The sequence below is a fragment of the Streptomyces sp. NPDC091271 genome (genome assembly GCF_044757505.1).
Lineage (GTDB): Bacteria > Actinomycetota > Actinomycetes > Streptomycetales > Streptomycetaceae > Streptomyces.
On the sequence record NZ_JBIVVD010000001.1, the window covers coordinates 1482253 to 1496500 of the forward strand.

The window sequence follows — 14248 nt, forward strand, 5'->3', positions numbered from 1 at the left end:
TGCCGGGGTACGCGAGCCCGGCATGATCCAGACGAAAGGCCCTACAGCCAGGCCGCGAACTCCAGTGACATCTCGCCGTCCTGCGTGCGCCCCGCCGCCAGCGCCCGCGTGCCGGACTCGACGGCACGGAACAGCGTCCAGCCACGCAGCCGCGCCTGGTCGACCTCCAGCGATTCGGCGAGCTTCTTGACCCTGCGGCGGGCCGTCACGGCACCGCCGGGCGAGGCGATCAAATCCTCCACCCGGTCACGCACCAGCCGCGCCAGGTCGTACGCACGCTCCCCGGTCACCGGCTCGGGGCCGACCGCCAGCCACGGGGCACGCTCACCGGCCAGGACCTTGCTCTGCCGGAAGTTGCCGTGCAGCAGGAAGGCCTCGGGGGAGTCCCGGACCAGCTCCTCGCGGGCCGCGAGGGCCGCCGAGACAAGCGGTTCGAGCGCGGGGTCCTGCTCGGCGGCGGCCCGTACGGGCCCCGCCTGCCGGGCGGTGCGCTCCTCGACGGTCTCGAAGACGTGGCCGGCCGGAGGCTCGACCCACAGCCGACGCACCGTGCCCGCCGCCTCCAGCAGCGCCTTCGCCTCGGGCAGGGAGCGCAGGGACACCTCGTGGTGCAGCCGCTCCAGCAGAAGGGCGTCCTCGGGCCCAGCCGCGTCCGGAGCGGCCAGGAGCTCGACGGCCCCCCAGCCCTTCCAGTGCGCCAGCGCGGCCCTCTCCTGCGCGGGAGCGGCCCCGGGAGGCGCGATCTTCAGCACGGCAGGCGTGCCGTCGCCCCGGTGCACCAGAAGGACGAGAGCGCTCCGCCCGCCGGGGGCGCAGACCCGGTCGAGGGAGACCGAGTGCGCGGACAGCGCGTCGCCGGTGAGTGCGGGGAGCCGCCCGAGCCACTCGGCGGCGGCCGCGTCCCCGTACGTCTCGCCGAGCGCTCGCACCAGACGCTGCGGCGGTTCGAAACCCATACGTGCCTTGTTCCCTTTCAGAGCGTGCTCAGTTGCTCAGTGCGTGACACCCGTGGCGCCTGCCTCCGCCGTGTTCTCCGGCGGGGCGGCCTTCTCGGTGAGCCCAGGAAAGGCTACGCCGGTGCCGCGCCAGCGCACCGCACGCACCGCGGCCTCCCGGAGCGCGCCCGCCGCGTCCTGCCGCAACGGCCCCCGGGCAGCCCGTACGAGATCGGAGTACACGCCGGCCACCCGGTCCTCCAGCACGGCGGCGAGCCGCGTCGCGGTCGCGGGGTCCCGCACCGCGAAGGGCAGCGTGTACGCCGCGTGCGCCGCCACGGGCGTACCGCCCAGGTCGCGCACCCTGCGGGTGAGGGCGTCCCGCCGGGCCCGGTGGGCGTCACAGGCCGCCGTGGCGTCGTTGCGGCGGCCGCCGTCCAGCCGGCCGCCCAGCACCCCGTATCCGTACACGGCGGCGTGCTCGGCGGCGAGTGCGGCCTGTGCGGCACGCAGCACGCCCTCCGGGTCGTCCGTGCCGGCCTCCTGTGTCATGCCGTTCATGCCGGGGGCTCCTTGGCCAGCTCGGTCAGCAGATACGCGTGGGCCGCGCCTGCCGCGGCGATCGAGGCCAGCAGCCTGGCCAGTTCCGGTTCGGCGGTCAGCAGGGCCGCGGCGCGGCCGTCGGCCACTCTGCGCTCCTCGCCCGCCAGCTCCCTGAGGGCCGCACGCGCGTCGGTGGCGGCCGCCGGCGGGGCGGGGGCGGGGGAGCCGCTCGCGGCCTTCGGCGGTCCGCCCAGGGCCGCGAGGTGCTCCCGCACCGCGGCCCCCATCGGCGCGAGCCCGGGCTCCGTCACCGGGTGGGCGGCCGCGAGCTGTTCGTAACGGGAGAGCAGCGAGGCACTGTCACGGGCCGCCGACGCACGCAGCGCGGTGCCCGCCCGGAGCGAGGCGGCCCTGGCGTCCGCGCCCCCCGAAGCGCTCGGTGTCTCCGCCCCGTCCCCGCAACCTGTCAGAACCGCACCCAGGGCCAGGGCTCCCGTAGCGGTGAGCGCACTCCTGCGCGTCGTCCCCGTGCGGTGCACTTGTCTCCTTCAGCCTGGTTTTTGTCAGTTTCTGACCTGAAGTGATCACCGGACGTGAGCGTACCCGCGGCCGGACGAGAGGCGGACGGCAACACCCCTGCGGACCGGATACCCTTTGACCTGACACGCGACGATCCCCACAACAGCACACGCGGCCGAGGAGTCACCCGGATGAGCACCACCCAGAGCGACAGGCTGCGCGAATTGCTGGAGCCGCTCGTCAGCGCGAAGGAGCTGGACCTCGAGGAGATCGAGGTGTCCCAGGCGGGCCGCCGCCGGGTGCTGCGGGTCATCGTGGACTCCGAGGACGGCGTGGAGCTCGACACCTGCGCGGAGCTCAGCCGCGGCATCTCGCAGACGCTGGACGAGACCGACGCCATGGGTGAGGGCGAGTACGTCCTCGAAGTGAGCTCTCCGGGCGCCGACCGCCCGTTGACCGAGCACCGCCACTACGTACGTGCCACCGGCCGGCTGGCCAGGCTCACCCTGAGTGAGGGCGGCGAGCTGGTGGCCCGCATCCTCGGGGTGGACGACGAGGGACTCGATCTGGAAGTACCGGGCGTCAAGGGCCGCAAGCCCACGTCGCGCCGTGTCACCTTCGACGAGATCGCCAAGGCGCGCGTGGAGATCGAATTCAACCGCAAGGACAAGAAGGAAGAGGAGGCGTAGCCGTGGACATCGATGTGAAGCTTCTGAAGGGCTTGGCGCAGGACAAGGAGATCCCCTTCGACGTGCTCGTCGGGGCGATCGAGTCGGCCCTCCTCATCGCGTACCACCGCACCGACGGCAGCCACCGCCGTGCGCGCGTCGAGCTGGACGCCGGCGGCCATGTCACGGTGTGGGCCAAGGACGACCCGGCCGAGCTCGAAGAGGGCCAGGAGCCCAAGGAGTTCGACGACACGCCGTCCGGTTTCGGCCGTATCGCCGCGACCACCGCCAAGCAGGTCATCCTGCAGCGTCTGCGCGACGCCGAGGACGACAGGACGTTCGGGGAGTACGCGGGCCACGAGGGTGACGTCGTCACGGGCCTGGTCCAGCAGGGCAAGGACCCGAAGAACGTCCTGGTCGACATCGGCAAGCTGGAAGCGATCCTGCCGGTCCAGGAGCAGGTCCCGGGCGAGGAGTACACCCACGGCCTGCGGCTGCGTACGTACGTCGTACGGGTGGCCAAGGGTGTGCGCGGCCCGTCCGTGACGCTCTCGCGCACCCACCCGAACCTGGTGAAGAAGCTCTTCGCGCTGGAGGTTCCGGAGATCGCGGACGGCTCGGTCGTCATCGAGGCCATCGCCCGCGAGGCGGGTCACCGCACCAAGATCGCCGTACGCTCCACCCGGGCCGGCCTCAACCCGAAGGGTGCCTGTATCGGCCCGATGGGCAGCCGTGTGCGCAACGTCATGGCCGAGCTGCACGGCGAGAAGATCGACATCGTGGACTGGTCGGACGACCCCGCCGAGATGGTCGCCAACGCTCTGTCACCCGCACGGGTGAGCAAGGTCGAGGTCGTGGACCTCGGGACGCGCTCCGCCCGGGTGACCGTGCCGGACTACCAGCTGTCGCTGGCGATCGGCAAGGAGGGGCAGAACGCCCGCCTGGCCGCCCGTCTCACCGGCTGGCGCATCGACATCCGCCCGGACACCGAGACCGACGAGGAGCGCGACGTCGCGGACCGTGAGCGTGCCGAGCGCGCCCGGGAGCGTTCCGAGCGCGGCTGACCCGCGGACCCGCGCCCGGAGCCTGCCCCGGGTGCGGGTCCGTCCGGGCCCCCGGACAGGCCCTGGACGGTCTCCGGACGGGTCTCCGGACGGGTCTCCGAAGGAATAGATCGAGGCGCCAGGCCGCTGAGATCACGACAACATCCGTTCGATTTTTGCCCCCAAGGGGTGAGGTCGGTGCGGGGAGGTAGACTTAAACGTGTCTGGCCGGACGCACGCCCGCGCTTGCCCCGAGCGAACCTGTGTGGGATGCCGGGAGCGAGCGGCCAAGAGCGAGCTGCTGCGCATCGTGGTGGACGAGGGAGATGTTGTCCCTGATCCACGCGGTACGCTGCCCGGCCGGGGTGCGTATGTACACCCCGCCTCTGTCTGTCTCGACCTGGCGGTCCGCCGCCGGGCATTCCCCCGGGCCTTCAAGGCCAAGGGGCCGTTCGACTCCGCGGCACTGCAGCGGTTCGTCGAGCGGGTGACACCGTAAGAAAGTGAACGGCACGGGTCCCCGTGCGGTCAGGTACCTCGCGAGTTGGAAGTAGGTCGAGATTGCGATGAGCACTCGATGAGTACGCGATGAGTACGCCCATGAAGTAGCGACGGTCCGGCGGTAACCCGGACCTAAAAGGAGCGAAGTGGCTAAGGTCCGGGTATACGAACTCGCCAAGGAGTTCGGAGTGGAGAGCAAGGTCGTCATGGCCAAGCTCCAAGAACTCGGTGAATTCGTCCGTTCGGCGTCCTCGACGATCGAGGCGCCGGTCGTACGCAAGTTGACTGACGCACTGCAGGGTCCCGGTGGCAACGCCGGCAAGTCCGCTGCAAAGCCTGGCGCGCCCCGCAAGGCCGCCCCCTCGAAGCCCGCAGCGCCCTCCCCGGCCGCTGCGGCACGTCCCGCTGCCCCGAAGCCCGGCGCCCCGGCCCCCAAGCCGGCCGCCGCGGAGACCCCGGCGAGCAGCACCCCCGCAGCGCCCTCCGCGCCGTCTGCGGGCCCCCGTCCGGGCCCCAAGCCCGCGCCGAAGCCCGCCCCGGTCACCCCGGTGCCCGCCGCGGAGTTCTCGGCACCGGCTCCGGCCCAGCAGCCGGCCGCGCCGCAGCAGCCTGCCGCACCGCAGCAGGCCCCGCGTCCCGCGGGTGCCACCCCGGGTCCCCGTCCCGCCCGTCCGGCTCCGGCCGGCGGTCAGCGTGACGGTGGCCGCGACGGTGGCCAGCGTGACGGCGGCCGTGGTGGCGAGCGTGGCGGCGACCGCCCCGCGCGTCCCGCGGGCCAGGGCGCCCCGCGCCCCGGTGGCGCCCGTCCGGCCGGTCCCCGTCCGGGCAACAACCCCTTCACCTCCGGCGGTTCCACCGGCATGGCGCGCCCCCAGGCGCCCCGTCCCGGCGGTGCCCCGCGCCCCGGCGGCGGTCAGGAGCGCCCCGGCGCCCCGCGCCCCCAGGGTGGTCCCGGTGGCGCCCCGCGTCCCCAGGGCCAGGGTGGCGCACGCCCCTCTCCGGGCGGCATGCCCCGTCCGCAGGCTCCCCGTCCGGGCGGTGCCCCCTCGGGTAACCGTCCGAACCCCGGCATGATGCCGCAGCGTCCCGCTGCGGGCCCGCGTCCCGGCGGTGGCCCCGGCGGTGGCCGTGGTCCCGGTGGCGGCGGCGGTCGCCCGGGTGGCGGCGGCGGTCGTCCCGGTGGCGGCGGCTTCGCAGGCCGTCCGGCCGGTCCCGGTGGCGGTGGCGGCGGCTTCGCAGGCCGTCCCGGCGGTCCCGGTGGTGGCGGCGCAGGCCGTCCCGGTGGTGGCGGCGGCTTCGGCGGTCGTCCCGGCTTCGGTGGACGTCCCGGCGGCCCGGGTGCCCGTGGTGGCACACAGGGTGCGTTCGGCCGTCCCGGCGGTCCCGCGCGTCGTGGCCGCAAGTCGAAGAGGCAGAGGCGCCAGGAGTACGAGTCGATGCAGGCCCCGTCGGTGGGCGGCGTCATGCTGCCCCGCGGCAACGGGCAGGCTGTGCGGCTGTCCCGCGGTGCTTCGCTCACGGACTTCGCGGAGAAGATCAACGCGAACCCGGCGTCGCTCGTCGGCGTGATGATGAACCTCGGCGAGATGGTCACCGCCACGCAGTCCGTCCCCGACGACACGCTGCGGATGCTCGCGGACGAGATGAACTTCGTCCTCGAGATCGTCAGCCCGGAGGAGGAGGACCGCGAGCTGCTCGAGTCCTTCGACATCGAGTTCGGCGAGGACGAGGGTGGCGAAGAGGCCCTGGTCTCCCGTCCGCCGGTCGTGACCGTCATGGGTCACGTCGACCACGGTAAGACCCGACTGCTGGACGCGATCCGCAAGACGAACGTCGTCGCGGGCGAGGCCGGCGGCATCACGCAGCACATCGGTGCCTACCAGGTCGGCGCCGAGGTCAACGGCGAGGACCGCCGTATCACCTTCATCGACACCCCGGGTCACGAGGCGTTCACCGCCATGCGTGCACGTGGTGCGAAGTCGACCGACATCGCGATCCTCGTGGTGGCGGCGAACGACGGTGTGATGCCCCAGACGATCGAGGCGCTGAACCACGCCAAGGCGGCCGAGGTGCCGATCGTGGTCGCGGTCAACAAGATCGACGTCGAGGGTGCCGACCCGACCAAGGTGCGCGGTCAGCTCACCGAGTTCGGTCTGGTGGCGGAGGAGTACGGCGGCGACACGATGTTCGTCGACATCTCCGCCAAGCAGAGCCTCAACATCGAGGCACTGCTGGAGGCCGTCGTCCTCACCGCCGACGCCTCGCTCGACCTGCGGGCCAACCCGGAGCAGGACGCGCAGGGTATTGCGATCGAGTCCCACCTCGACCGCGGCCGCGGTGCCGTCTCGACCGTCCTCGTCCAGCGCGGAACGCTGCGCATCGGTGACACGGTGGTCGTCGGCGACGCATACGGCCGTGTCCGGGCGATGCTCGACGACAACGGTCAGAACGTCCAGGAAGCGGGTCCCTCGACCCCCGTCCTGGTCCTGGGTCTCACGAACGTCCCGGGTGCCGGCGACAACCTCCTGGTCGTCGACGAGGACCGTACGGCCCGTCAGATCGCCGAGAAGCGTGCCGCCCGTGAGCGCAACGCCAACTTCGCCCGCAAGGGTGTCAGGTTCTCCCTGGAGAACCTGGACGAGGCGCTCAAGGCCGGTCTGGTCCAGGAGCTCAACCTCATCATCAAGGGCGACGCGTCCGGTTCGGTGGAGGCTCTCGAGTCCTCGCTGCTCCAGCTCGACGTCGGTGAAGAGGTCGACATCCGGATCCTGCACCGCGGTGTGGGTGCGGTCACCGAGTCGGACATCAACCTGGCGACCGGCTCCGACGCCATCGTGATCGGCTTCAACGTGCGCGCCGCAGGGCGTGCCGAGCAGATGGCCGAGCGCGAGGGCGTGGACGTCCGGTACTACTCGGTCATCTACCAGGCGATCGAAGAGATCGAAGCGGCCCTCAAGGGCATGCTCAAGCCGGAGTACGAAGAGGTCGAGCTCGGCACGGCGGAGATCCGCGAGATCTTCCGCTCGTCCAAGCTGGGCAACATCGCCGGTGTGCTGGTCCGCTCCGGCGAGGTCAAGCGCAACACCAAGGCGCGCCTGCTGCGTGATGGCAAGGTCATCGCGGAGAGCCTCAACATCTCCGGTCTGCGCCGCTTCAAGGACGACGTCACCGAGATCCGCGAAGGCTTCGAGGGTGGTATCAACCTCGGAAACTTCAACGACATCAAGATCGACGACGTCATCGCGACGTACGAGATGCGCGAGAAGCCGCGAGGCTGATCCACGGGGAACCCCGGGGGGTGACCCCCGGGCTCTCCTGCACGGTCGGGGCCGGTCGACGGGTCGTATTTCCGTCGATCGGCCCCGGCCGTTCCGTGTACGGTTCGGATGTCCCCGCCGGGTGAAGGCGGGGCGTGGCTGTGCCAGTCCGGGGGACGACCCCGGACCCCGAACCCGAACCGGCGGGACATCCGGACATACATGTATGTGGGGACACTGTCCTTCGATCTGCTCCTCGGCGACGTACGGTCGTTGAAGGAGAAGCGCTCCGTCGTCCGCCCGATCGTCGCCGAGATCCACCGCAAGTTCGCGGTGAGCGTCGCGGAGACGGGCGGCCAGGACCTCTACCGCAGGGCCCAGATCGGTCTTGCCGTGGTCTCCGGGGACACCGGGCACCTCACAGACGTACTCGACCGGTGCGAGCGCATGATCGCCGGCCGGCCGGAGGTGGAGCTGCTGTCCGTACGACGGCGGCTGCACAACGACGAAGAAGACTGAGCACGTATCAGAAGGAGAAGGACCAGTGGCCGACAACGCGCGGGCAAAGAAGCTGGCGGACCTCATCCAGGTGGTGGTCGCCGAGAAACTGCAGCGCGGTATCAAGGACCCGCGTCTGGGCACGCACGTGACCATCACGGACACCCGTGTCACCGGCGACCTGCGGGAGGCCACGGTCTTCTACACGGTCTACGGCGACGACGAGGAGCGGGCCAGCGCGGCCGCCGGTCTGGAGAGCGCCAAGGGCATCCTGCGCTCGGCGGTCGGTGCGGCGGCGGGGACGAAGTTCACCCCGACGCTGGCCTTCGTGGCCGACGCCCTGCCGGACAACGCCAAGGCGATCGAGGACCTGCTCGACCGGGCACGTGCCTCGGACGCCAAGGTCCGCGAGGCGTCCTCGGGTGCCACGTACGCCGGAGACGCGGACCCGTACCGCAAGCCGGAGGACGAGGACGAGAACGGCGAGGGCTCACCTTCCGCATGACGCAGAACAAAACGCCGGACGGACTTGTCATCGTCGACAAGCCGTCCGGCTTCACTTCGCACGACGTCGTGGCCAAGATGCGCGGCATCGCCCGCACCCGGCGGGTCGGCCACGCCGGCACGCTGGACCCGATGGCGACCGGCGTCCTCGTACTGGGCGTCGAGAGAGCCACCAAGCTGCTCGGGCACCTCGCGCTGACCGAGAAGGAGTACCTGGGGACGATCCGTCTCGGCCAGGACACCGTCACCGACGACGCGGAGGGCGAGATCACCTCGTCCACCGATGCCTCGGGGGTGACCCGCGAGGGCATCGACGCCGGGGTCGCCGCACTGTCCGGCGCGATCATGCAGGTGCCGTCCAAGGTCAGCGCCATCAAGATCGACGGCAAGCGGTCCTACGCCCGGGTGCGCGGCGGCGAGGAGTTCGAGATCCCGGCCCGCCCGGTCACCATCTCGTCCTTCCGGGTCTACGACGTCCGTGAGGCCGTCGCGGAGGACGGCACCCCGGTCGTCGACCTGGTCGTCTCCGTCGTGTGCTCCTCGGGGACGTACATCCGCGCCCTCGCCCGCGACCTCGGCGCGGGACTCGGCGTGGGCGGGCACCTGACCGCACTGCGGCGCACCCGCGTCGGGCCGTACGGCCTCGACGCGGCGCGCACCCTCGACCAGCACCAGCAGGAGCTGACCGTGATGCCGGTTGCGGAGGCGGCCGCATCGGCCTTCCCCCGCTGGGACGTGGACGAGAAGCGCGCCAAGCTTCTGCTCAACGGCGTGCGGCTGGACATGCCGTCGTATCCGCCGGGGCCGGTCGGGGTCTTCGGGCCCGACGGGGCGTTCCTCGTGCTCGTCGAGGAACAGAAGGGCAAGGCCAAGAGCCTCGCCGTCTTCGCCTGACGTCCGCGTCCGACGAAGGGCACGCGGGCTCCCCATGGGGTCGGCCCGTCGTGGAGCGGGCAGCCTTCCGGTGCGTGTCCGGCCCGTCGTGGAGCGGGCAGCCCCCCGGTGCGTGCCCGCTCCACGATCCCCCTCCCGCGCCCATCCCTGTCCACGGGAACCCGCCGATTCACCCCGATGGACGGGCGCTCGGAGTGACAGGGGGGTGCGAGGGGGGCGCTTTCGCCCCGTGCGTTTCCGGTGCCGATCATCTGGGACCTACCGTCGGACCATGGGCAGCGGGGACCGGTCGAAACTTGTGAAGATCTGCGATCAGGCCGGCCGGCCGCGGGGGACCGGATTCGTCGCGGACGACCGGGGCACAGTCGTCACCAGCCACCAGGCCGTCGCACGCTCCGTGCCCCTGACGCTGCACTCCGCCGACGGCCGCAGCTGTCCCGTCGGCCCCGACGACATCACCGAGCTGCCCGCCCTGGGCCTCGCCCTGCTGCGCACCGGCGGCCCCGGGACGCTCGGGGTGGAGCCGCTCCCCATCGCCGTACGGGAGCAGATCGGGACGGGTACCTATGTGCGGATCGCCGCCCACGGCTGGCGCGAGGCACGGGTGCTCGGGACCACCCCCGCGACGTACTCCGAGGGCGGACGCGACCACCCCGTGGGCGACGCCCTGGAGCTCGCCCTCGGCACGGACGGGCGCGACGCGCTGCGCTCCGGCGGCGCCGCCGTCGGCGGGCCCGTGACGGACCCGCGTACCGGGGCCGTCCTCGGTGTGCTCTCGACCGCGCTGACCGCCGGGCGTGAGACCGCCGGGCTCGCGGTGCCGCTGGCTCCCCAGGACGCTCCGGCGCCGCTGGCCGAGGTGCTCCGGCGCAACGCGAACAGCGTTCCGGGGTACGGCCGTGACCTCAACCTCGCGGGGGCGCTGCAGCTGACCGCCACCTCGCTCGGCCACGCGGACAGCCGGCCCTGCGACACAGAGATTGTCGAACGCCCCCACATCAGGGCGGAGTTCACCGCCTTCGAGACCGGCACGGGACCCGTGCTCGGCGTGGTCGGCGCCCCCGGGACCGGCCGCACCACGGAGCTCGCCGCCCTGGCCGACCGCCGTGCCCGCGGGCCCGTGCCCGCGCTGACGCTCTGGCTGCGCGGGGCCGATCTGCTGGCCGACGACACCTCGGTCACCGACGCCATGACCAGGGCGCTGCAGCGCTCCGGCAGGATCATCACCGCTGCCGGGGGCAGGGGCGACATGGAGACGGCCACCCCCGAGCGGGTGGCCCGCCTCGCCGCGGCCTCCGGGAACCCGCTCCTGGTCGTCGTGGACGGCCCGGAGGAGATGCCGCCCCTGCTGGCCCACCGGCTCGCCGGGTGGGCCGTGGCGACGGCCGAGTGGCTGCCGGCCCACGAGGTGCGGATGGTCGTCGCCTGCCGCCCCGAGCACTGGGAGACCGCAGGCGCGCTCTACCCCCCGGGGGCACTGCACCGCCCGGAGCGGCCCGCCGGAGGCCTGCCGCCCGCGGTCCGGCTCGGCGACCTCACGGCGGAACAGGCCGAGCGGGCGGCGGAGCGGTACGGCATCCCGCCCGGCACGATCGCTCCCGGCCACGACCGGCATCCGCTCACGCTGCGCCTGCTCGCCGAGGTGCGGGCGGCACTGCCCCCCGACGTGCCCGGCAGGCCAGGCACGGAGGAGGTCTTCGCCGCCCATCTGGACCTCGCCTGCGTCCGGATCGCCGTCCGGATCGGGGCCCAGGCCGAGCCGCGGCTCAGGGGCACGGCGGTCCGCAGACTGGCGGCGAAGGTGGCCGGCCAGGTCCACGAGGCGGCCAGACGCTGTCTCGGCCCGGGCCAGGGCGAGCTGGACCGGGCGGCGTTCGAGGAGATCTTCCCCTGGCGCACGGGCTGGGCCTCGGCCGTACTCACCGAGGGCCTGCTGGTCCCGGCGGGCGCGGGGTACCGCTTCGCCCACGAGGAGCTGGGCGACTGGGTGCAGGGCGCGCACCTCGACCTGGACGCGGCGCTGCACTCGCTGGTCCACCGCTGGCACGCGGACGGGGCCACCACAGAGCCCGCGCCCGCCCCGCAGGACCCGGCGGAACCCCACAACCTTCCTGTGCCGCGCCATCGCATCGGCCCCGTGCTCCAGGCGATGCTCCTGCTGGAACGGCGGCAGGGGCACGCGGCCCTGGCCCACCGCATGGCCGACCTGATCGAGGCGATGGACCGCCTGCCGTCCGGCCCGGGCGCGGAGGAGCGGCTCACCGACGCCGCCTGGTGGGCCGTGCACCTGCTCCGGGAGAGCCTGCTCAGGGTCCCCGACGCCCGGCCCTGCCTCGGGGTGCTGCGGGTGCTCGCCGGACGGATCACCCGGCGCTCCCTGTCCGGCGGCGGTCCGGCCGCGCTCGGGCCCTACGCGGAATTCGGGCCGTGGTTCTGGCGCCGGATCCGGCTGCCCGAAGCCGACCGGATCGATCTCCTGCGCCGCCTCCTGCCCGCCGACGGCGCCCCCCGCACGGACGGCGGCGAACGGTATCTGGACGCCGTCTCCCGGCGCCTGGCCGCCCACCCCAGGACCGTGCAGGCACTGCTGTGCCGCTGGTTCACCGACGAGAGCCCCCTGTCCGCCGAGGAGGGCCTGCCGATGCGGCTCACCGTGGCCGCCGCCGCGCAGGCACTCCTCTACGCCCGTCGGGACCTCGCCGTCGACGACCTGACCGATGCGCTCGTCGACACCCGGCACCCGCGCGCCGCCGAACTGCTCACCGCTCTCGCCGAGGACGAACCGACCGCCCTCTGCCGGGCCGTCGACCGGTGGGCGCGCGACGAACAGCGGCCCGAGCGGCGCGCAGCCGCGGCGGTCCACGCCACGCTCACCGCCGCCCGCGCCCTGACCGCCTCTGACCGCACCCTGCTGCGCGGGGCGGCGCTCACCCTGCTGGCCCGGCCGGACGACACACCCCTGCACGCCCAGGCGCTCACCGTCCTCGTACGGGACCCGGGCACAGGGGGGCGGTACCTGCCGCAGGCCCTGAGGCTCTTCGCCGCCGGAGACCCCCGGCTGCCGGTGGGCCTGCTCACGGAGGCGTTCCCCGAGTACCCCGAGCCGGTCCTGGCCGCGCTGCGCGCCCGCCTGTCGCTCCCCGGGGAGGCGGCCGACGGTGTCCTGCGGGAACTGGCCGCCCTGGACACCCCGGCCCTGGCGCTGCACGCCCCGGGTCTCGTACGCCGTTACATCGACAGCCGGGGCGACGGCGAGGACTCCGGGGCGCAGGCCGCCGCCTATGTGGATCTCCGGCTGGAGCACAGTCCTGCCGCCCGGGCACTCCTGCTGCCCCTGATGGCCGGGCTGCTGCGGGACCGCCCCGTACCCCCGTCCGTACGCGCCGCGCTGGCCCGGGTGCTCGCCGCCACGGGCAGCGCCGCGTCGAGGCCGCTGCGGGCGGAGCTGCTGGAGGTCCTGCTGGAGTTCGAACAGGAGAAGGGGAGGGACCCGGAGGTCCTCGACGCCCTGCTGAGGGCGGCGGCGGCCGGCTCCGGCCGCCGCCCCGAGGCCCGCACACGGGCGCTGGTGCACCGCACCGGGATGCTCCTCGTACGGACGCCCGAGGGCGCGGCCCGCTTCGACCGCGGCCTGGTCGAACTCGCCCGGGACGTTCCCGGATTCGCGGCCCTCGTCGGCCGCTGGCTGGCGGACGCCCCGCAGGAGTGGGCCGCCGTCGTGGGCCCCGGCGCCCGGCGCACGATGGAGGCGCTGGACGGTTCGCGGCCCGGGATCCCTATGCCGATGCAGGCCGCGGGACGTGAGCATGGCAGTCTTAGACCTGCGTAATGGACACACACACGTACACAGGTTCGGGCGAGGAGCGGTCAGAGTGCACTGCTGGCGTGGCTTGGAGGACATCCCTGAGGGCTGGGGGCGCAGCGTCGTCACCATCGGCTCCTACGACGGGGTGCACCGCGGGCACCAGCTGATCATCGGCCGTGCCGTGGAGCGGGCGCGCGAGCTCGGTGTGCCCTCCGTCGTCGTCACCTTCGACCCGCACCCCAGCGAGGTCGTCCGCCCCGGCACGCACCCGCCGCTGCTCGCACCGCACCAGCGGCGCGCCGAGCTCATGGCCGGGCTGGGGGTGGACGCGGTGATGATCCTGCCGTTCACCTCCGAGTTCTCCAAGCTCTCGCCCGCGGACTTCGTCGTGAAGGTGCTCGTCGACAAGCTGCACGCGAAGCTGGTCATCGAAGGCCCCAACTTCCGCTTCGGACACCGGGCGGCGGGCAACGTCACCTTCCTCGCCGAACTCGGTCCGACGTACGACTTCCAGGTCGAGGTCATCGACCTCTACGTGAGCGGTGACGCGGGCGGCGGCGAGCCGTTCTCCTCCACGCTCACCCGCCGCCTGGTCGCCGAGGGCGACGTCGCGGGGGCCGCCGAGATCCTCGGCCGCCCGCACCGCGTCGAGGGCGTCGTGGTGCGCGGCGCCCAGCGGGGCCGCGAGCTCGGCTTCCCCACGGCGAACGTGGAGACCCTGCCGCACACCGCGATCCCCGCCGACGGCGTCTACGCCGGCTGGCTCACGGTGAACGGCGAGGCGATGCCCGCCGCGATCTCCGTGGGCACGAACCCGCAGTTCGACGGCACGGAGCGGACCGTCGAGGCGTACGCGATCGACCGCGTCGGCCTCGACCTGTACGGGCTGCACGTCGCGGTGGACTTCCTGGCCTACGTACGCGGCATGCTGAAGTTCGAGTCGATCGACGACCTGCTCGTGGCGATGGCCGCCGACGTGAAGCGTTCCAGCGAGCTGATCGCGGCGTACGAGCGGGCCTGACGCCTTCCTGTGGTGCGGACGCCGGCACCGGGGCATGGTCGGTGGCAGGAGCCCGTCGAG

The 14248-nt window shown here is 73.0% G+C and carries 12 protein-coding genes; 9 read left to right on the forward strand and 3 right to left on the reverse strand.

The genetic code is table 11. The features are described 5' to 3' along the window. Positions 1 to 41 precede the first annotated feature (41 nt). From ACIQM3_RS07055 to ACIQM3_RS07065, 3 genes are read right to left on the reverse strand one after another with little or no spacing between them, the layout of a single operon-like run. Complete coding sequence (locus tag ACIQM3_RS07055) at positions 42 to 956, reverse strand: aminoglycoside phosphotransferase family protein (protein ID WP_401619768.1); 915 nt, start codon at positions 954 to 956, stop codon at positions 42 to 44. 36 nt (positions 957 to 992) lie between these two features. After that, positions 993 to 1487 (reverse strand): ferritin-like domain-containing protein, encoded by a 495-nt coding sequence (locus tag ACIQM3_RS07060; protein ID WP_401620054.1) that lies wholly within the window; start codon positions 1485 to 1487, stop codon positions 993 to 995. A gap of 5 nt (positions 1488 to 1492) precedes the next feature. Beyond that, positions 1493 to 2017 (reverse strand): hypothetical protein, encoded by a 525-nt coding sequence (locus ACIQM3_RS07065; RefSeq protein ID WP_401619771.1) that lies wholly within the window; start codon positions 2015 to 2017, stop codon positions 1493 to 1495. Positions 2018 to 2188: 171 nt separating this feature from the next. Here ACIQM3_RS07065 and rimP point away from each other — a divergent pair, with 171 nt between their 5' ends. From rimP to ACIQM3_RS07110, 9 genes are all read left to right on the forward strand, one after another. Then, positions 2189 to 2686: a ribosome maturation factor RimP gene (gene rimP, locus ACIQM3_RS07070; RefSeq protein ID WP_401619774.1), complete on the forward strand. Its 498-nt coding sequence runs from the start codon at positions 2189 to 2191 to the stop codon at positions 2684 to 2686. A 2-nt stretch (positions 2687 to 2688) separates the two neighbouring features. Next, positions 2689 to 3729, forward strand: a complete 1041-nt coding sequence (nusA, locus tag ACIQM3_RS07075; RefSeq protein ID WP_362937801.1) for a transcription termination factor NusA — start codon at positions 2689 to 2691, stop codon at positions 3727 to 3729. 199 nt (positions 3730 to 3928) lie between these two features. Continuing rightward, positions 3929 to 4207 carry a YlxR family protein gene (locus ACIQM3_RS07080; protein ID WP_078598304.1) on the forward strand — a complete coding sequence of 93 codons (279 nt, stop codon included), beginning with the start codon at positions 3929 to 3931 and terminating at the stop codon, positions 4205 to 4207. Positions 4208 to 4355: 148 nt separating this feature from the next. Further along, complete coding sequence (gene infB / locus ACIQM3_RS07085; RefSeq protein ID WP_401619778.1) at positions 4356 to 7487, forward strand: translation initiation factor IF-2; 3132 nt, start codon at positions 4356 to 4358, stop codon at positions 7485 to 7487. A 201-nt stretch (positions 7488 to 7688) separates the two neighbouring features. After that, complete coding sequence (locus ACIQM3_RS07090) at positions 7689 to 7985, forward strand: DUF503 domain-containing protein (RefSeq protein ID WP_401619781.1); 297 nt, start codon at positions 7689 to 7691, stop codon at positions 7983 to 7985. A gap of 25 nt (positions 7986 to 8010) precedes the next feature. After that, positions 8011 to 8469: a 30S ribosome-binding factor RbfA gene (rbfA, locus tag ACIQM3_RS07095; RefSeq protein WP_104789492.1), complete on the forward strand. Its 459-nt coding sequence runs from the start codon at positions 8011 to 8013 to the stop codon at positions 8467 to 8469. Then, complete coding sequence (truB, locus tag ACIQM3_RS07100) at positions 8466 to 9362, forward strand: tRNA pseudouridine(55) synthase TruB (protein WP_401619785.1); 897 nt, start codon at positions 8466 to 8468, stop codon at positions 9360 to 9362. The genes rbfA and truB overlap by 4 nt, the downstream gene beginning before the upstream one ends. 271 nt (positions 9363 to 9633) lie before the next feature. After that, complete coding sequence (locus ACIQM3_RS07105; RefSeq protein ID WP_401619787.1) at positions 9634 to 13191, forward strand: trypsin-like peptidase domain-containing protein; 3558 nt, start codon at positions 9634 to 9636, stop codon at positions 13189 to 13191. Between the two features lie 43 nt (positions 13192 to 13234). Next, positions 13235 to 14188 (forward strand): bifunctional riboflavin kinase/FAD synthetase, encoded by a 954-nt coding sequence (locus ACIQM3_RS07110; protein WP_401619790.1) that lies wholly within the window; start codon positions 13235 to 13237, stop codon positions 14186 to 14188. The last annotated feature ends 60 nt before the right edge of the window (positions 14189 to 14248 follow it).